The organism is Acinetobacter sp. CY17 (assembly GCF_059515825.1).
This window is the reverse complement of record NZ_JCAKMX010000001.1, coordinates 147,190-164,261: the sequence shown is the minus strand read 5'-3', so window position 1 is coordinate 164,261 and position 17,072 is coordinate 147,190. Positions and strand designations below refer to the sequence as shown.

At 41.3% G+C, this 17,072-nt stretch carries 16 protein-coding genes; 10 read left to right on the top strand and 6 right to left on the bottom strand.

The window, feature by feature from the left end; genetic code table 11:
* Nucleotides 1–273: 273 nt before the first annotated feature.
* On the top strand, nt 274–1,797 hold the full coding sequence (locus tag AC5YCI_RS00890; RefSeq protein ID WP_496129100.1) for a DUF475 domain-containing protein: 1,524 nt from the start codon (nt 274–276) through the stop codon (nt 1,795–1,797).
* A 31-nt stretch (nt 1,798–1,828) separates the two neighbouring features.
* On the opposite strand, the gene AC5YCI_RS00885 is transcribed toward AC5YCI_RS00890, so the two are convergent.
* From AC5YCI_RS00885 to brnQ, 3 genes are all read right to left on the bottom strand, one after another.
* Nucleotides 1,829–2,680, bottom strand: coding sequence for an alpha/beta hydrolase family protein (locus AC5YCI_RS00885; RefSeq protein ID WP_496129101.1), 852 nt, complete (start codon nt 2,678–2,680; stop codon nt 1,829–1,831).
* 98 nt (nt 2,681–2,778) lie between these two features.
* Entirely contained in the window at nt 2,779–3,003 is a 225-nt protein-coding gene (locus tag AC5YCI_RS00880; RefSeq protein WP_496129102.1) for a hypothetical protein, read from the bottom strand.
* A gap of 332 nt (nt 3,004–3,335) precedes the next feature.
* A complete protein-coding gene (gene brnQ, locus AC5YCI_RS00875; RefSeq protein WP_496129103.1) occupies nt 3,336–4,628 on the bottom strand; it encodes a branched-chain amino acid transport system II carrier protein in 1,293 nt (430 codons plus the stop codon).
* Between the two features lie 365 nt (nt 4,629–4,993).
* Here brnQ and map point away from each other — a divergent pair, with 365 nt between their 5' ends.
* Nucleotides 4,994–5,800, top strand: a complete 807-nt coding sequence (gene map, locus AC5YCI_RS00870; RefSeq protein ID WP_496129104.1) for a type I methionyl aminopeptidase — start codon at nt 4,994–4,996, stop codon at nt 5,798–5,800.
* A gap of 14 nt (nt 5,801–5,814) precedes the next feature.
* Here the strand turns inward: map and AC5YCI_RS00865 are convergent, their stop codons facing one another.
* Nucleotides 5,815–6,726: a LysR family transcriptional regulator gene (locus tag AC5YCI_RS00865; protein ID WP_496129105.1), complete on the bottom strand. Its 912-nt coding sequence runs from the start codon at nt 6,724–6,726 to the stop codon at nt 5,815–5,817.
* A gap of 182 nt (nt 6,727–6,908) precedes the next feature.
* Here AC5YCI_RS00865 and AC5YCI_RS00860 point away from each other — a divergent pair, with 182 nt between their 5' ends.
* Nucleotides 6,909–7,235: a hypothetical protein gene (locus tag AC5YCI_RS00860; RefSeq protein ID WP_496129106.1), complete on the top strand. Its 327-nt coding sequence runs from the start codon at nt 6,909–6,911 to the stop codon at nt 7,233–7,235.
* Nucleotides 7,236–7,266: 31 nt separating this feature from the next.
* Here AC5YCI_RS00860 and glnG read toward each other — a convergent pair whose 3' ends face one another.
* The gene (gene glnG, locus AC5YCI_RS00855) at nt 7,267–8,736 is read right to left on the bottom strand and encodes a nitrogen regulation protein NR(I) (RefSeq protein ID WP_496129107.1); all 1,470 of its coding nucleotides are present in this window, start codon (nt 8,734–8,736) and stop codon (nt 7,267–7,269) included.
* Nucleotides 8,723–9,832, bottom strand: a complete 1,110-nt coding sequence (gene glnL, locus AC5YCI_RS00850) for a nitrogen regulation protein NR(II) (protein ID WP_496129108.1) — start codon at nt 9,830–9,832, stop codon at nt 8,723–8,725. Before glnL ends, glnG begins: the two co-directional genes overlap by 14 nt.
* 353 nt (nt 9,833–10,185) lie before the next feature.
* On the opposite strand from glnL, the gene rimO reads away from it, so the two are divergent.
* Genes rimO through rseP form a run of 7 tightly spaced genes read left to right on the top strand, consistent with a single transcriptional unit; the run spans nt 10,186 to nt 17,046 of the window.
* A complete protein-coding gene (gene rimO / locus AC5YCI_RS00845) occupies nt 10,186–11,526 on the top strand; it encodes a 30S ribosomal protein S12 methylthiotransferase RimO (protein ID WP_496129109.1) in 1,341 nt (446 codons plus the stop codon).
* 39 nt (nt 11,527–11,565) lie between these two features.
* Nucleotides 11,566–12,297: a UMP kinase gene (gene pyrH, locus AC5YCI_RS00840; protein ID WP_122897912.1), complete on the top strand. Its 732-nt coding sequence runs from the start codon at nt 11,566–11,568 to the stop codon at nt 12,295–12,297.
* Between the two features lie 60 nt (nt 12,298–12,357).
* On the top strand, nt 12,358–12,912 hold the full coding sequence (gene frr / locus AC5YCI_RS00835) for a ribosome recycling factor (protein WP_496129110.1): 555 nt from the start codon (nt 12,358–12,360) through the stop codon (nt 12,910–12,912).
* Between the two features lie 3 nt (nt 12,913–12,915).
* Nucleotides 12,916–13,665: a polyprenyl diphosphate synthase gene (gene uppS, locus AC5YCI_RS00830; protein ID WP_496129111.1), complete on the top strand. Its 750-nt coding sequence runs from the start codon at nt 12,916–12,918 to the stop codon at nt 13,663–13,665.
* A 3-nt stretch (nt 13,666–13,668) separates the two neighbouring features.
* Nucleotides 13,669–14,496, top strand: coding sequence for a phosphatidate cytidylyltransferase (locus AC5YCI_RS00825; protein WP_496129112.1), 828 nt, complete (start codon nt 13,669–13,671; stop codon nt 14,494–14,496).
* Entirely contained in the window at nt 14,497–15,690 is a 1,194-nt protein-coding gene (ispC, locus tag AC5YCI_RS00820) for a 1-deoxy-D-xylulose-5-phosphate reductoisomerase (protein WP_496129113.1), read from the top strand.
* Between the two features lie 3 nt (nt 15,691–15,693).
* The gene (gene rseP / locus AC5YCI_RS00815; protein ID WP_496129114.1) at nt 15,694–17,046 is read left to right on the top strand and encodes an RIP metalloprotease RseP; all 1,353 of its coding nucleotides are present in this window, start codon (nt 15,694–15,696) and stop codon (nt 17,044–17,046) included.
* Nucleotides 17,047–17,072: the final 26 nt, after the last annotated feature.

Here is a 17,072-nt window from a genome sequence, read left to right as displayed (position 1 = left end):
ACAAGGTCTAGATTTAAGATTTGATCCCTTGTTTAAGGGGGTTTATATAATAATCAATAAAAAATAAAGCATTTTTCAGCTAAAAATATGTGGCGTAGTGTGTAATAGATCACATATTTTAATAAAAAAAATAAAAAATATAATTACAACTGCGGCAGTTTATGCATAATGAAATTATCTCTAGTTGCAAAGGTCATATTGAATGGATCCGTCGCCGGGGGCGTATTTGCCCACACTTACGATTTCAATGAATCAATCCGGAGTTCTTGACTAATGGAATTTTTATTAGATCCGGGAATTTGGGTTGGTTTAATAACTCTAATTATTTTAGAAATCGTTTTAGGTATTGATAACCTCGTTTTTATTGCCATTTTGGCAGATAAACTTCCTCCAGAACAACGTGATAAAGCACGTGTTCTCGGTTTAACCCTTGCATTGCTGATGCGTTTGGGTCTTCTGTTTGCGATTTCTTGGCTGGTCACCCTAACACAGCCGTTGATTACTATTTTTGAACACAGCTTCTCCGGACGCGACCTGATCTTATTAGGTGGTGGTCTATTCTTATTGTATAAAGCTGTTTCAGAATTACATGAGATGATGGAAGGTAAACCGGAAGTTAAGAGCACAAATAGCAAAGTGGTGTATGCAGGTTTTGCTGCAGTCGTTGCACAAATTGTGGTTCTTGACGCGGTATTCTCATTGGATTCAGTGATTACAGCCATTGGTATGGTTGATGACATCCGTATTATGATGGTGGCCATGGTGGTTGCTATGGTGGTGATGTTGGTGGCGTCTAAGCCCCTCACAACCTTTGTAAACCGTCATCCAACTGTTGTCATCTTATGTTTAAGCTTCTTGCTATTGATCGGTATTAGCTTAATTGCTGAAGGTTTTGGTTTCCATATTCCAAAAGGTTATATCTATTCAGGCATTGGTGTTGCCATTTTAATGGAAGGCTTTAACCAATACCGTTTACGTAATACAGCCAAACATGCGGCTAAAATTCCGTTACGTCATCGTACTGCCGACTCTATTTTAAAATTAATGGGCGGAAAAATTGAAACTGATGATGAGACAAGCCATTCACCAGCACAAGAAGCATTTGCTGATGAAGAACGTTATATGATTGGTGGGGTATTGACCCTAGCAGAGCGTTCTGTTGCCTCAATTATGACGCCACGTAGTCAAATTTCATGGGTTGACTTAAATGATTCACCAGAAATGATCCGTGAAAAAATTCTATCTGTACCGCATAGCTTATTCCCGGTATGCCGTGGTAGCTTAGATAAAGTCATTAGTATTGTACGTGCCAAAGAATTATTAGATGTCCTTGATGATGAAGAGCAAATGAAAGCTTTAATTCGTCTACATCGTCCAATTTATATCTTTGAAACCATGAAGGTTATTGACGCGATTAATACTTTGCGTACTTCGAAGGGTTCATTGGTCTTGGTGAGCGATGAGTTTGGTAATGTACAAGGTTTAATTTCACCGCTTGATGTATTTGAAGCCATTGCAGGTGAGTTCCCTGACGCTGACGAGCAACTTGATTTAATTAAACTCGAAGAAGGCAAATGGAAAGCTACGGGTATGTTGGATTTATATCAGCTAGAACTTGAATTGGGTATGCTTGATTTAGTCGAAGAAGATGCTAGCTATATTAGTGTTGCAGGCTTAATTCTTGACCAGACTCAAGGTGAAGTGACCGTAGGCACAGAACTTGAGTATAAGGGTGTGCATTTTAGTGTCACAGAGCTTGATGGTAATCGTATTAAAACCGTCATGATTCAGCACTAAGTTAAAAAGCCTCACTTATGTGAGGCTTTTTTTATAGCAGTAGGGCATGTGCAAGTACAGGCCATAAATTTTGATGGCTCTTTTTAAACATGAGCATATGCCCAATTTGGCTGTGTTGGTAATCTTCTGGGTTTAACTCAAACATTGACGTCTGTGCATTGGGGTAACGCTCTAATAAATCTTTTACATTATGGGGTGTTGCGATTTGATCATCACTAGAAAAAATTGCAGTGATTGGACAAGAAATTTGCTGATGATAATCTGCCTGAAGGGCTTGCTTAGCGTTTAGAATATAACCGGGCTGACTACAAAACTTGGCCCAATCCCGTCCAACGTTTTGGGGGAGATTTTCTCCCATGCCGATGATTTGAGTGGGTGAAAAGCCTTTGAATATATGCCCTAAAGGAAAAAGGACATAAAACATGAGTGGAGCCAAAAGCTGTGTGCGACCTTTGAGCCCACCTAAATAGCCACTCGAACCTGCCACAGTAACAAGTTTGGCAACCTGTTTAAAATTATGCATCACGCCTAGCAGCTGCCCTCCAGCACTATGTCCCACCAAAAGCACTTGTTTAGCTTGGCTAAGATGCAGCAATGTATCTACAGCCGCAGGTAGATCATATTGCCCCCAATCTGAAATTGAGGCTCTGCTATGTTTAAGTTTGCCGTGTAGTGATTGCCCAATACCACGAAAATCAAAGCTCATAACATCATAGCCTAGCGTGGTCAGATAAGTGGCAAAGTGTCGATAGAAGCCTTGTACAATGCCTGTCGCAGGTGCGATGAGAACTGGTAAGTGACGTTTTTGAGCTTGATGAGGATAAAATTGTGCGGCGAGGGGGTAGCCATCTTGAGCATAAAAGTAAAAATTTTGTATAGACATAAGTGTGCGCAAATTATTGTTATGTCATGTGACTATAACGCAATGATAAGCAATTGAGGTGACGCTATAGTCAAAGATGGATGCAACGCATCCATCTGCTAATCATCTTTACGATATTTATGTTCAATGATCGCCCAGATCAAAAATACCAGCGATACCATTAAACCATAAACAAAATATTCGGCTTTCAGATTACCTTGGATGCTGCCGTAAATGGCCAGCGTTAAGATCAATGCAAAGGTGGTGCTCAAGTAGATGAGAGCATTGCTGTTCTGCTTTAGAGCATTCTGAAAGAATGATTTATTAAAGTCTTGAACTGACATCTCCACGCCTCCTTGTTGGATAAACCCTATTGTTATAATTGGTTGGTTTCTATTGTTGTACGTGTATTTTTTTTAAATAGCAAGTGATCTGTCACAAAATTGACATCATTTTATGATTTTTATTGTGCTGGTTTGAGTGGTATTTAGGCTTTACCATAAAGCTCAATTAAAATTATAGCTGTTTGTTCAGGCAGCATGTTTAGATGAGGTGTGCTGCTATCATTAAAATCATGTAGAAACAATAAAGGTCTGTTTGGGTAAAACCTGACATTTATTGCTTAAGCTTAAAATTGTGTTTGGGTAAAACAACAATTTTAACATTCGAAAAAATCTTATTTTTTCGCGTTATCCACGATAATACAGATGATCAGCACCACAAGAGATGGGATTAACCATGCTAAATTTTGTGCGCTTAATGGTAAGTGTGCCAGTACGGCAGGTAACCATTCTTCAAAGCCTGCTACTTTTAGACCGTCAATAATACCAAACACCAATGACACAGCTGTAACAGGTGCAATCACACGTGAAGGTTTGTTAAAGAAGCCCCAGCAGAAGCCAAGCAAAATGACAACAATTGCAGGTGGATAAATTGCGCTTAGTACAGGTACAGACACGGCAATCAGTTTAGTTAAGCCTAAGTTTGAAATGACAAAGGCAAAGCCAACTAAAATAAATACCCACGCTTTATAACCAATTTTGGTAATTTGCGAGAAGTATTCAGCACATGCACAGGTCAGGCCAATCGCTGTTACCATACATGCAATAAAGATCATGGCAGCAAGGAATAAGGAGCCAAAATCACCAAAAGCATGTTGTACATAAGCATGTAGGATCACTGCGCCGTTGGCTGCATTGGCTGCTACATCATGACTACCAAGACCCAGTTTAAATAAGCTTAAATAAACTAAAGTTAAACCAATACCTGAAATCAGGCTGGCAATCACAGCATATTTGGTAATTAATTTGCTATCTGTTACACCACGTGAACGGATGGCATTAATAATCACAATACCAAATACTAAGGCGCCTAGCGTATCCATGGTTAAGTAACCATTGACGAAGCCCTCAGAAACGGGACTATTAATGTAGTTACCTACAGGCTCATCAATAAAGCCGGCAGGAATGACGAAAGCCGCAACACCTAAGATTACTAACGCTAAAATCTTAAGGGGTGACAGTACATAGCCAACAGTATCTAAAATTTTATTGGGATAAAGCGAAACTAAAGTGACAAAGGCAAAATAAATTGCACTATAGATCAGTAAGCTAGACGCTGAAGTACCAAAGTATGATGAAAAACCAATTTCATAGGATACGGTGGCAGTACGCGGTGTAGCAAATAACGGGCCTACCGCTAAGTAACACACCACCGTCAGAATAAGACTGGCAACTTTACCTAAGGGAGAGCTTAAGCGTTGAATAGAGCCTTCTACACGAGATAAGGCCACAATAGTGATCACTGGTAAACCAACAGCAGTGATTAAAAAGCCAAAAGCAGCTAACCAAACATGGTCACCTGCTTGTTGTGCAACGATCGGAGGGAAAATAATATTGCCCGCACCGATAAACAGTGCAAAGGTCATAAAACCTAGAGCAATAATATCCCGGGTACGTAAACTCGTCATAATGGGAGAACAACTAGGTGGAACAAAAAAAAGCAATTTTAGAGCAAAGCATGTTTTTTTGGTAATTAAATTTATATAAATTATGAATAGTTTTTATATGAGCTGATTTGATTTTGATCGAATTGTAAAAACTGGGTTGATTTATAAGTTTGATTCAAGAACAAAAAATGCCAAAACTTCAATTTTAAGCGATTTGATTTTCAAATCATCGTTGGAATTCAGTATGCTATGCTATATAGATTAAATGCTTAATAAATCAACAAACACATCGATAAAAATGAGAATTATTCTGTTTTATAGGGCATGCTCAGCATCTGCGTGAAAAAAGGTCTATACTACGGATACGCTTAAAGAGGATAAAATTCATGCGAGCTCCTGCCATTACCATTAAAACTGCGCAAGATTTAGAACATCTACGTATCTCTGGCCGTTTGGCTGCACAAGTTTTAGAAATGATAGGTCCGCATGTCAAGCCCGGTGTCACGACAGAATATTTAGATGATCTTTGCTACGACTTTATTGTCAACACCTTAAAAGTGACCCCCGCTAATATTGGCTATTATGGCTATACCAAAACCACGTGTATCTCACCCAATGAAGTGGTATGTCACGGTATTCCAGCAGCCACTATTGAACTCAAAGACGGTGACATTATTAATATTGATGTGGCCATTATTAAAGATGGTTACTTTGGTGACACCAGTCGTATGTACTATGTCGGTAGTGTGCAGCCTGAAGCTAAACGCTTGGTTGATACCACCTATGAAGCGATGGTGGCGGGTATTCGTGCGGTTAAACCCGGTGCTACTTTAGGCGATGTGGGCCATGCAATTCAAACTGTCGCTGAACGTGAAGGTTATAGTATTGTGCGTGAGTACTGTGGTCATGGCATTGGTAAGGTGTATCATGAGCAACCGAATGTGGTGCATTATGGTCAACCGGGGCATGGTTTAAAATTAGAAGTTGGGATGGTGTTTACCATTGAACCGATGGTCAATGCAGGACGTGCTAGCGTTAAAGAACTCAAAGATGGTTGGACAGTCGTCACAGTGGATGGTGGTTGGTCGGCACAATGGGAACATATGGTGGCGGTCACTGAAACGGGCTTTGAGGTATTATCACCTTGGCCAGAAGGTACAGGAAGTTACATGCCAATTGAAGTGGCTGAATAAAGACAAAAAGCTGATCAACGATCAGCTTTTTTTTCAGTTAAATGTTCAACGAGGTAGTCAATGAACACCCGTACAGCAGGCAGTTGACCACGTCTTGAAGGATAAACTGCATGAAAAATACCATGTGCTGCGCTCCACTCGGGCAACACCCGCACCAGTTCACCTGATGTTAAATAATCGTGCACAATGCTATCGGGTAAAAGTGCAATGCCACAATTTTGACAGGCCAGTTGTGCCAGGAGCATTAAATCAGAGCCCATTACAGTTGGGTTGACTTTAATTTTCTTCTGCTCCTGCTTTTGATTGTGCACCACAATATATTGATCTAAATGCTCATCAGACATACTTAAAATATGGTGTTGCATTAGATCTTCAGGGGTTTTTAACTCACCAAATTGATTTAAATAGGCTTGGCTGGCAAATAAATGCTGCTCGATATGGGCAAACTGGCGAATAATCAGATTTGGGTCACTGTCTAGATTAGAGCGTACCCGTAGCGCTACATCAATCCCTTCATTGATTAAATCGACACGGCGATTACTGACCAAGAGCTGTACTTTAATTTCCGGGTAAAGCTTTAAAAATTGCGGTAATATTTTCGCAATTTCATTTTGTGCAATCGATACCGGTAAACTGACTTTAATTACACCGCGTGGCTGAATAGTTAAATGATCAACTAAATCATGCGCTGCTTGCGCTGCATTAATCATCACTTGCGCATGACGATAGATGTTGAGGCCAATCTCAGTCACTGCAAAGTGGCGCGAGCTGCGCTGAATTAAACGCACGCCTAAGCGTTCTTCGAGCTGATACACCCGACGACTCAATTTAGATTTGGGAATATCGGTCGCGCGTTCTGCAGCACTAAAGCCACCATGTTCTACCACTTGAGCAAAACAATAAAAATCATCCAGATCTGACAACATATCCTATGCCAATTATGCAACGATAAAAGATATTACATGTTGATTGTTGCATCTTGTCAATGCAAATTTATTGATGAATAAATAGCCTAAGTATTTATAGAATCAATATTGGCATGTAATTTTTTTTGCATGTTGAAATATTAATTTTTACACTAGCAGAAGTTTCTATTTGAGTTTTTGTCATGGCCTATCAACTGATTCAACTTGAGCATCAAGCTACAGATTCAATTGCTTGTCCGCATTGCGCGCACTGGGTGATTAACTGGCAAGAAGAGCAATATGTACAACCGTGTGAGCATACCTTATTTATTGCCATGGATATTGGCTTTGAATATATTACTGATGAATTTGAACAGACCATGCCGCATAGCGTAGATGAGTTGCATGCCAATGATGACCAAATGAATATGTTTGCTGCCATTGATCAAGCGACCTATAGCAACTTCTTAATTTTAAAAGCAGATTTAGGTATGCAAGGCTATTCACGCTACTTGGGCTTTACCCTCTAATATAAAAAAGCACCCGAGGGTGCTTTTTGATTTAGCCTTCGACTTCTTCTTCAACATCGTCATCGGCGGTGTCCATGCCCAGTTCTTTAAGTTTACGGGTCAAGGTATTACGCCCCCAGCCAAGTAACTCAGCAGCATGACGTTTACGTCCACGGGTTTGTTGTAAGGCGGCATTAATTAAAGTTCGTTCAAACATAGGCGTCGCAATGTCTAAAATCTTCATTTCTCCATTTTTGAGCTTTTGCACGGCCCATTGACCTAACAGCTCATCCCAATGATGAATAGCAAGACGATCTAGGGCCGCTTGACCATCACCCAATTTTTCAATTGGAATTTGTTTAAGCTCTGAAGGTAAATCTTCAGGATAAACCTCACGACCTGTGATCATGACTGTGAGCCAACGACAGGTATTTTCTAACTGACGCACATTGCCTTGCCATGGCAATTGCTGCATGTATTCTTGCGTTTCAGGGCGTAAGATTTTTGGACTCACGCCTAATTCTTTACCTGCGCGTGCTAAGAAATGCTGGGCTAGCATTGGAATATCTTCGGCACGGTGGGCAAGTTTTGGAATATGAATCCGAATCACGTTTAAGCGATGGTATAAATCTTCACGGAAACGTCCATCATGTACCAATTTTTCTAAATCTTGATGCGTTGCAGCCACAATCCGCACATCGACCTTCACTGGAATATGTCCACCGACACGGTAGAACTCACCATCTGCCAACACACGTAATAAACGGGTTTGGGTTTCAAATGGCATGTCGCCAATTTCATCTAAGAACAGCGTGCCACCATTGGCTTGTTCAAAACGACCTTGGCGCTGCGTATTGGCACCAGTAAAGGCCCCTTTTTCATGGCCAAAGAGTTCGGTTTCAATCAGGTCTTTGGGAATCGCCGCCATATTCAGTGCAATAAAAGGCTTAGCACTGCGCGGTGAGTGACGATGCAGCGCATGCGCCACAAGCTCTTTGCCTGTCCCAGATTCACCATTAATCAGTACAGTGATGTGGGATTGCGATAAACGACCAATGGCGCGGAACACTTCCTGCATAGCAGGTGATTCACCAATAATTTCAGTCGATTGAATAGGTGGGGCTGTTTTCGCCGATTCTTGTTGTTGTAGCTTCGTAATATGCAAAATGGCACGATTGACTAAAGCCAAAGCTTCATCAATATCAAACGGTTTAGGTAAATATTCAAAAGCACCTGTTTGATAACTCGACACCGCCGACTCTAAATCGGAATGCGCAGTCATAATGATCACAGGTAGGTCAGGGTAATTGCCTTTGACTTTGCCTAAAAAAGTTAAACCATCAATACCAGGCATACGAATGTCGGTTAAAATGACATCTGGTGCATCAATACTTAGTTGGTCGAGCGCAGATTGCGCTTCTTCAAAGCTGGTGACATCAAAACCTTCTTCTTTAAAGGTCTTTTCCAGTACCCAGCGCATGGCGCGATCATCATCAATCACCCAAATTTTATTTCGCGACATGACTCGCCTCCCAAGGTAAATATAAGCTAAATGTTGTTTTGCCTGGCACCGATTGGCACTCAATCATTCCTTGATGTTGATGCATAATGTTTTGTGCAATGCTCAGGCCTAGACCGGTGCCTTTGGCGCGTCCGGTCACCAGTGGATAAAAAACGGATTCGATAATATCTTCAGGCACACCTGGTCCATTATCTTCGATGTCAATACGCACCATTGAACGGTGAATCACCCCATTAATGGTAACTAAACGTTGAATACGGGTTCTTAAAATCAGTTGCGGTTGTTCATCAACAAAGAAATCTTTATTTTCATTCATGGCTTGTACCGCATTGACGCTGATATTGAGCATCACTTGAATGAGTTGATCACGATCCGCCAATACATCAGGCAGCGACAAATCATAATCACGAATTAACTGCACGCGTTTTTTGGTTTGATTGGCAATTAAAGAGCGTACTCGTTCTAAAGGTTCATGAATATTGACCGGTTCGTAACTTGGTAGTTGACGTGAACCGAGCATGGTGTCGGCTAAATTTCTTAAACGATCCACTTCACTAATAATAATGTCAGTAAATTCGGCATATTCTGGGTCATTGAGACTACGGGCTAATAACTGCGTGGCACCGCGAATACCCGCCAATGGATTTTTAATTTCATGTGCTACACCGCGAATGAGTTGACGTGCCACTTGATGCTGTTGAATAAAATTTTCTTCTTTGGAAATTTTCAGCATACGATCACGGGGATTCAGCTCAATAATTAATAAAGGGTGATACGGTTTATCGTAATTTAAAGCAGATACAGTATAATCAACATGAATGTCTTTAAAGTTGACATTAATGGTGGCTTCACGGCGCGTGTAAGGCTGGCCAGTACTGAGTGTATTTTTAAGCGCTTCTTTGGTATTAAACTCATCATCTGGCATATGCAATAAATTGAGTACCGGTTGACCAGATGCACGTAATAAACTCATATCAAATAAGGCTTCACAAGCCGAATTTAAATAGAAAACATTAAGATCACGATCGGCTAACAAAATCGCCGTGGTCATATTGTCCACTAAAAGGCGATAGTCGATCAGGTTGGGTTGATCCATTAGTGGCAACGTCCTGTATTAAAATAGCGCAGCGGCAGCGTCATAAAGCAAATCATCTTGATATAAAAGTTCTGAATTGAGGCAATTTAAGCAAGATACACGCCAACTTGAAAAAAATGCTGCAAATTGGTCAGCTTTGAAGAATGCGATGCGCTTAAATTGTTCTGAAATAAAAAAGGTATACCCAATTCATTGGGCACAGTAAAGTATTTTTGAACCAAAATGGTGCATGCATGTTTATATTGCTTAAATTATGGTTGTATTTTGGTGCATTATGCAAAGAGTGGCCTAAGCAACTATTTTTATAGACAGAAAAGACATACAATACGCCCATTCTAGTGGAGCGCAGATTCATGAAATCCCCCAAAGTCGGTTTTGTTTCTTTAGGTTGTCCTAAGGCATTGGTCGATTCTGAACGAATTCTAACTCAGTTAAAGACTGAAGGTTATGATGTAGCATCAGATTATGACGGTGCTGATTTAGTCGTTGTTAATACCTGTGGTTTTATTGAATCTGCAGTACAAGAGTCTTTAGACGCAATTGGCGAAGCCATGAGCGCGAATGGTCGTGTGATCGTAACAGGTTGTTTGGGTAAAGACGAAGACAAAATTCGTCAAATGCACCCAAATGTCTTAAAAGTCACTGGCGCAGCAGCTTATGAAGAAGTCATGGATGCGGTACACGAGTACGTGCCTGAACCGCCAAAACACAATCCATTTATTGACTTGGTGCCTGAACAAGGTATTCGTTTAACGCCAAAACATTATGCTTATTTAAAAATTTCAGAAGGTTGTAACCATCGTTGTACTTTCTGCATTATCCCAAGCATGCGTGGCGATTTAGTCTCTCGTCCTGTAGGTTCGGTGCTGTCAGAAGCACAAGCATTAAAAAATGCCGGTGTAAAAGAAGTTTTAGTCATCTCCCAAGACACTTCTGCATATGGTGTTGACACCAAATACAAACTGGATTTCTGGAACGGTCAACCAGTCAAAACCAAATTCTTTGACATGTGTGAAGCATTAGGTCAACTCGGTATCTGGGTGCGTTTACATTATGTTTATCCATATCCACATGTGGATGCGGTGATTGACTTAATGGCACAAGGCAAAATCTTGCCGTATTTAGACATCCCATTCCAACATGCCAGTCCGCGCATCTTAAAGCTGATGAAGCGTCCTGCACACAGCGAAAATACTTTAGAGCGTTTAAAAGTATGGCGTGAAAAATGTCCTGATTTGGTGATTCGTTCAACATTTGTGGTGGGCTTCCCAGGCGAAACCGAAGAAGATTTCCAAATGTTGCTTGATTGGCTCAAAGAAGCTGATTTAGATCGCGTCGGTTGCTTCACATATTCACCAGTTGAGGGTGCAACTGCTAACGATCTACCAGATCATGTGCCAGAAGAGATTAAGCAACAGCGTTATGAACGTTTTATGCAAGTACAGCAAGAAATTTCTGCGGCAAAATTGCAAAAACGTATTGGTCAAACCATGACCGTGCTGGTGGATGATTTAGAAGATGAGTTCCCAGTGGCTGTGGCACGCTCATATGCTGATGCACCAGAAATTGACGGTAACGTTTTTGTCGAAGATATCGATAAGAGCTTAATTAAAGCTGGTGATCTACTTGAAGTAGAAATCACTGATGCTGACGAATATGACTTATATGCGAAACTGATTCGTATTAAAGCCTAACCGATACCGATAACAAGATTGAGTTTGGAGTTTATTAACATGGTAACTGATTCTAAAAATCCACGTTATGGCCGTATTTTGCTAAAACTTTCAGGTGAAGCATTAGCGGGCAACAAAGACATGGGGATTGACGCACAAGTGCTCGATCAAATGTCTTTAGCAATTGCGCACCTTGTGGGTTTAGGTGTGCAAGTGGGTATTGTTGTCGGTGGTGGTAACTTATACCGCGGTAGCCAATTACAAAAAGATGGTTTAGTGGGTCGTGTAACAGGCGATCAAATGGGCATGTTGGCGACTGTAATGAATGGTTTAGCCATGCGTGATGCTTTGGTACGTCGTAACATTAAAACCCGTTTAATGTCAGCATTACCGATTGGCACTGTGGTTGAGTCATACTCAAGCCGCGATGCGATTCGTCACTTAACCCAAGGTGAAGTCTGCGTATTTGTGGCAGGTACAGGTAATCCATTCTTTACCACAGATACCGCAGCTTGCTTACGTGGTATTGAAATTGAAGCCAACTTGATCTTAAAAGCCACCAAAGTAGATGGTGTATACAATAAAGATCCAAGCAAACACGAAGATGCAGTGAAATATGACACCTTAACCTTTGACCAAGTGTTAGATGAAAAGTTAGGTGTGATGGATTTAACTGCAATTTGCTTATGTCGTGACCATAATGTGCCGCTACAAGTGTTTGATATGAACAAATCAGGTGCTTTATTGTCTGTGGTCATGGGCGAGAAAGAGGGTACACACGTCACCAATTAGACGTGTGCCCAAAAGCACTTTATACTACTTACTATTTTAGAATTAACTAAGGAAGATCATATGATTAACGATCTTAAAAAAGACGCTGAAGTTCGTATGCAGAAGTCTTTGGAATCTTTAGAACAAGGTTTTAACAAAGTCCGTACTGGCCGTGCGCATCCATCGATTTTAAACGGTGTGATGGTACCTTATTACGGTTCTGACGTGCCTTTAAACCAAGTGGCAAACGTCGGCGTTGAAGATTCACGTACTTTATTGGTACAACCTTTTGAACGTTCAATGGTATCTGCAATTGATAAAGCAATCCGTGAATCTGATTTAGGTCTTAATCCAATCACTGCTGATGCAATTCGTGTACCAATGGCTGCATTGACTGAAGAAACACGTAAAGACATGCAAAAAGTAGCACGTTCAGAAGCTGAAAATGCCAAAGTTGCGATCCGTAATATTCGCCGTGATGTATTGGGCGATATCAAAGCATTATTGAAAGAAAAAGAAATTTCTGAAGATGATGAGCGCCGTGCAAGTGATGAGATCCAAAAAATCACTGACAAACACATTGCAGAAGTAGACAAGCGTTTAGCTGCGAAAGAAGCTGAATTGATGAAGGTCTAATCAATGACCGCTGAAGACATCACACATCTTCCGAAACATGTTGCCATCATCATGGATGGCAACAATCGTTTTGCCAAAAAAAATCAGATGCAAAAAGGCGATGGCCATCGTGAAGGGAAAACTGTTCTCGATCCGATTGTGGAATATTGCCGTCAAGAAAAAATTCGTGCTTTAACAGTTTTTGCTTTTTCAAGCGAAAATTGGAATCGTCCGCAATTTGAAGTTGACTTGCTGATGAAGCTGCTCGAAGACACGATACAAGAACAAATTCCACGTATGGAGAAATTTGAAATTTCCTTACGTTTTATTGGGGATCGTTCGCGTCTTTCGCCACATTTACGTGAGTTGATGTTGCATGCAGAACAAAGGACTGCTAAGTTCACTGAAATGACACTGTGTATTGCAGTCAGTTACGGTGGTATGTGGGATATGGCACAAGCCGCAAAACAGCTCGCTTGTGATGTTATGGCCAATCAATTGGCGATTGATGACATCACCACGGAACGTTTTGGTGCTTATATTAGTATGTCGGATTTACCGCCTGTGGATTTATTAATCCGTACTGGGGGAGATTTTAGATTATCTAATTTCTTGCTTTGGCAAGCCGCTTATGCAGAATTGTATTTTACTCAGACACTTTGGCCTGAGTTTACAGTGGAAGAGCTTGAAGATGCCTTTCATGTGTTTGCAGGACGTGAACGCCGTTTTGGTAAAACTTCTGAGCAAATCCAACAAGAGAAAAATGAGAATTAATCGATGTTAGAGCGGATCATTACCGCATTGGTATTGGTCGCAATTGTACTTTGCTGCATGTTTGCGACAACTTCACCATATCCAATGTTAGTCTTAATGACAGGTGCTGCAGGGGTAGCAGGCTATGAGTGGTATAAGCTCATGCCGAAAACAGCAGACAGCCTGATCAATACACCTCTGGCCTATGGATATGGGATTTTAACTGCAGCACTTTCTGCTTTAGCACTTTATTTTAACGATATTGTTATTTTACTTTGGTCGGCCTCGATTTTATCGTGGTGCTTAAGTGTATATTGGGTAAAATCTTATCCAGATTATGATGCATGGTATAACCCAAGTCTAAAAATTATTGGGGTTGTATTAGTTGCTGCGGCAATTACCGCTATTTTTAGTCTGTGGAGCAGTTCTCCATGGTGGCTGATGTACCTGTTCCTCTTGGTATGGGGTGCAGACAGTGGTGCGTATTTTGTAGGTCGTAAATTAGGAAAGAATAAACTGGCACCCTGTGTAAGTCCCAATAAATCTTTAGAAGGTTTATATGGTGGTGTACTAACCGCTATGCTAATTGTGGTGGTGGTTGAAGTGGTTTATTTAGATTTAAGCCTAGCACAGCACTTACTGTTTTTGGGACTTTCTGTACTTACCGTATTTAGTTCAGTGCTTGGCGACTTATTTGAATCCATGATTAAACGCCGTGCAGGAATTAAAGATTCAGGCCGTATTCTACCGGGTCATGGTGGAGTACTTGATCGTATTGACTCTTTACTGGCTGCTGCACCGATTTTTGCAGCGGGCATGTATGTTTTAAAATTAATTGGCGTAGATTTATAAATGTCACAAGCTGTTTGTATCTTAGGTGTTACAGGTTCCATTGGTCAAAGTACCTTAAAAATTTTACAACAACATCCTGAGCAGTATGCTGTGTATGCAGTCACGGCGCATAGCCGTATTGATGCACTGGTGGACATTTGTAAACAGCATCAGCCCAAAGTTGCTGTTGTACCGCAGCATAAAGTCGATGAGCTTGCACAGAAGCTTAAAGCGGCTGGCTTATCACAGATTGAAATCCTAAGTGGTGAAGCCGGTTTAATTGCCGTGGCCGAGCATCCAAGCGTAGATGTGGTGATGGCAGCCATTGTTGGTGCGGCAGGGCTATTACCAACTCTTGCTGCAGTCAAAGCCGGTAAGCGCGTGTTATTGGCCAATAAAGAAGCTTTGGTGATGTCTGGTGACATCATGATGCAAGCTGCACGTGAGCATGGTGCTTTGTTGTTACCAGTGGATTCAGAGCATAATGCGATTTTCCAATGTTTACCAAGTAACTATTTAGACGCCGAGCGTCATGGTCAGCCAAAGTTGGGTGTGCAACAGATTTTGCTCACCGCTTCAGGTGGACCATTCTTAAACCATGACTTAGAACGGTTAAAAACAGTCACACCTGCCCAAGCCTGTAAACACCCTAATTGGTCGATGGGACAAAAAATCTCAGTTGATTCAGCGACTTTAATGAATAAAGGTTTAGAGCTCATTGAAGCCTGTCATTTATTTGCAGTGTCTGAAAACTATATTACCGTAGTGGTGCATCCTGAAAGTATTATTCACTCGATGGTGCAATATGTCGATGGCTCGACCTTGGCGCAAATGGGTAATCCAGATATGTGTACTCCGATTGCTCATGCGTTGGCATGGCCTGAGCGCTTAAGTACGCATGTGCCGCCGCTCGATTTATTTATCAATCAGCAATTGAACTTCCAAGCGCCAGATGTTGTTCGTTTTCCTGCCTTAAAATTGGCACGTCAAGCCATGCAAGCCGGTGGAACAGCGCCGACTATTTTAAATGCGGCCAACGAAGTGGCTGTGGCAGCGTTCTTGCAAGGTCAAATTGGCTTTACACAAATTCCACAAGTCGTAGAGCACAGTTTAACTACAATGGCGCACGCAGCAGCTGGCTGCCTTGAAGCCATTTTGGCGGCAGATCAACACGCGCGTGAGATTGCGTCTGACTATATTCGAACAGGAAGCTAAAACATGAGTGCCTTATTTATGATTGTGGCGGCAATTCTATTGCTTGGGCCGTTAATTGCGATTCATGAATTTGGTCATTATTTTGTGGCACGAAAACTCGGTGTCAAAGTTTTAGTCTATTCGATTGGTTTTGGTCCGACCTTATTGAAATGGACTTCGAAGAAATCAGGGATTCAGTATCAATTGTCAGCATTGCCTTTAGGTGGCTATGTCAAAATGCTAGATGAGCGTGAGGGTAATGTTGCAGCAGAAGATTTACCACATGCTTTTAACCGTCAGCATCCGTGGAAACGAATTGCGATTGTGGCAGCAGGCCCTTTAGTTAATTTGGTGTTTGCCATATTACTGTTTTGGGTCTTATTTTTACCTGAGCAAACCCAGCTGAATACCCGAGTTGGCAAGGTCATTGAAAATACGCCAGCTGCCAATGTGTTACAAGTGGGTGATAAAATTGAGGCCGTGGATGGCACGCAAACACCTAATTGGGAAAAGCTGAGCTTTGCATTGGTCGATCGTGCGGGTGAGACAGGTCAAATTGCCTTAAGTATTGACCGTGCTGGACAAGATCAAGTTGTGCAGCTCCCTATTCAAGATTTCTTAAAAGATCAAAGCCAATCGCCTCTTGATGAATTAGGCTTCTTGCCATACCGTCCAACGATTCCTGCGGTGGTATCGAAACTCACCGAAGATGGTGCAGCGATTCGTCAAGGTATGCAGGTGGGTGATCAAATTATCGCCATAGATGGCGTAAAAATGAACGATTGGTATGCTGTGGTTGAAAAAGTTCAAGCATCACCTGAAAAACTATTAAAAATTGAAGTGTTACGTGATAATAAAACTGTTTTGCTTGAGGTGATGCCTCAAGGTAAACGCGATAATATGGGACGGGTAACAGGAATGCTGGGTGTACAAAGCGATCCTGGCAAAATTACTATCCCAGCTGAATACAAACAAACCATCCAATATAGTCCAATTGAAGCTTTGGGTATGGCGACAGATAAAACTGTACATATCTCAAGTATGATCTTGAATTCTATGGTAAAAATGGTAAAAGGTTTGATTGGTCTAGACAATTTATCTGGTCCAATTACCATTGCGAAAGTGGCAGGTCAAAGTGCCGAAATGGGATGGCAAACCTTTATTGGCTTTATGGCGTTAATGAGCGTGAGTTTAGGAATTTTAAACTTATTACCGATTCCGATGCTTGATGGTGGCCATTTAGTTTATTATTTTATCGAGTTGATTCGAGGCAAACCTGTTTCGGAACAAATACAATTGGTTGGATTGAAAATTGGTATGGTACTGCTCGGAAGTATGATGCTTCTGGCATTATTTAATGACTTTATGCGTTTATAACAAAACGTAATGGAATAAACTAACAG

What these genes read in the sequence shown, in the direction of transcription:
- map (WP_496129104.1), top strand. Translation starts at nt 4,994, where the DNA reads ATGCGAGCTCCTGCCATTACCATTAAAACTGCGCAAGATTTAGAACAT.
- rimO (WP_496129109.1), top strand. Translation starts at nt 10,186, where the DNA reads ATGAAATCCCCCAAAGTCGGTTTTGTTTCTTTAGGTTGTCCTAAGGCA.
- AC5YCI_RS00860 (WP_496129106.1), top strand. Translation starts at nt 6,909, where the DNA reads ATGGCCTATCAACTGATTCAACTTGAGCATCAAGCTACAGATTCAATT.
- glnG (WP_496129107.1), bottom strand. Translation starts at nt 8,736, where the DNA reads ATGTCGCGAAATAAAATTTGGGTGATTGATGATGATCGCGCCATGCGC.
- rseP (WP_496129114.1), top strand. Translation starts at nt 15,694, where the DNA reads ATGAGTGCCTTATTTATGATTGTGGCGGCAATTCTATTGCTTGGGCCG.
- AC5YCI_RS00890 (WP_496129100.1), top strand. Translation starts at nt 274, where the DNA reads ATGGAATTTTTATTAGATCCGGGAATTTGGGTTGGTTTAATAACTCTA.
- AC5YCI_RS00880 (WP_496129102.1), bottom strand. Translation starts at nt 3,003, where the DNA reads ATGTCAGTTCAAGACTTTAATAAATCATTCTTTCAGAATGCTCTAAAG.
- AC5YCI_RS00865 (WP_496129105.1), bottom strand. Translation starts at nt 6,726, where the DNA reads ATGTTGTCAGATCTGGATGATTTTTATTGTTTTGCTCAAGTGGTAGAA.
- uppS (WP_496129111.1), top strand. Translation starts at nt 12,916, where the DNA reads ATGACCGCTGAAGACATCACACATCTTCCGAAACATGTTGCCATCATC.
- AC5YCI_RS00825 (WP_496129112.1), top strand. Translation starts at nt 13,669, where the DNA reads ATGTTAGAGCGGATCATTACCGCATTGGTATTGGTCGCAATTGTACTT.
- frr (WP_496129110.1), top strand. Translation starts at nt 12,358, where the DNA reads ATGATTAACGATCTTAAAAAAGACGCTGAAGTTCGTATGCAGAAGTCT.
- brnQ (WP_496129103.1), bottom strand. Translation starts at nt 4,628, where the DNA reads ATGACGAGTTTACGTACCCGGGATATTATTGCTCTAGGTTTTATGACC.
- AC5YCI_RS00885 (WP_496129101.1), bottom strand. Translation starts at nt 2,680, where the DNA reads ATGTCTATACAAAATTTTTACTTTTATGCTCAAGATGGCTACCCCCTC.
- pyrH (WP_122897912.1), top strand. Translation starts at nt 11,566, where the DNA reads ATGGTAACTGATTCTAAAAATCCACGTTATGGCCGTATTTTGCTAAAA.
- glnL (WP_496129108.1), bottom strand. Translation starts at nt 9,832, where the DNA reads ATGGATCAACCCAACCTGATCGACTATCGCCTTTTAGTGGACAATATG.
- ispC (WP_496129113.1), top strand. Translation starts at nt 14,497, where the DNA reads ATGTCACAAGCTGTTTGTATCTTAGGTGTTACAGGTTCCATTGGTCAA.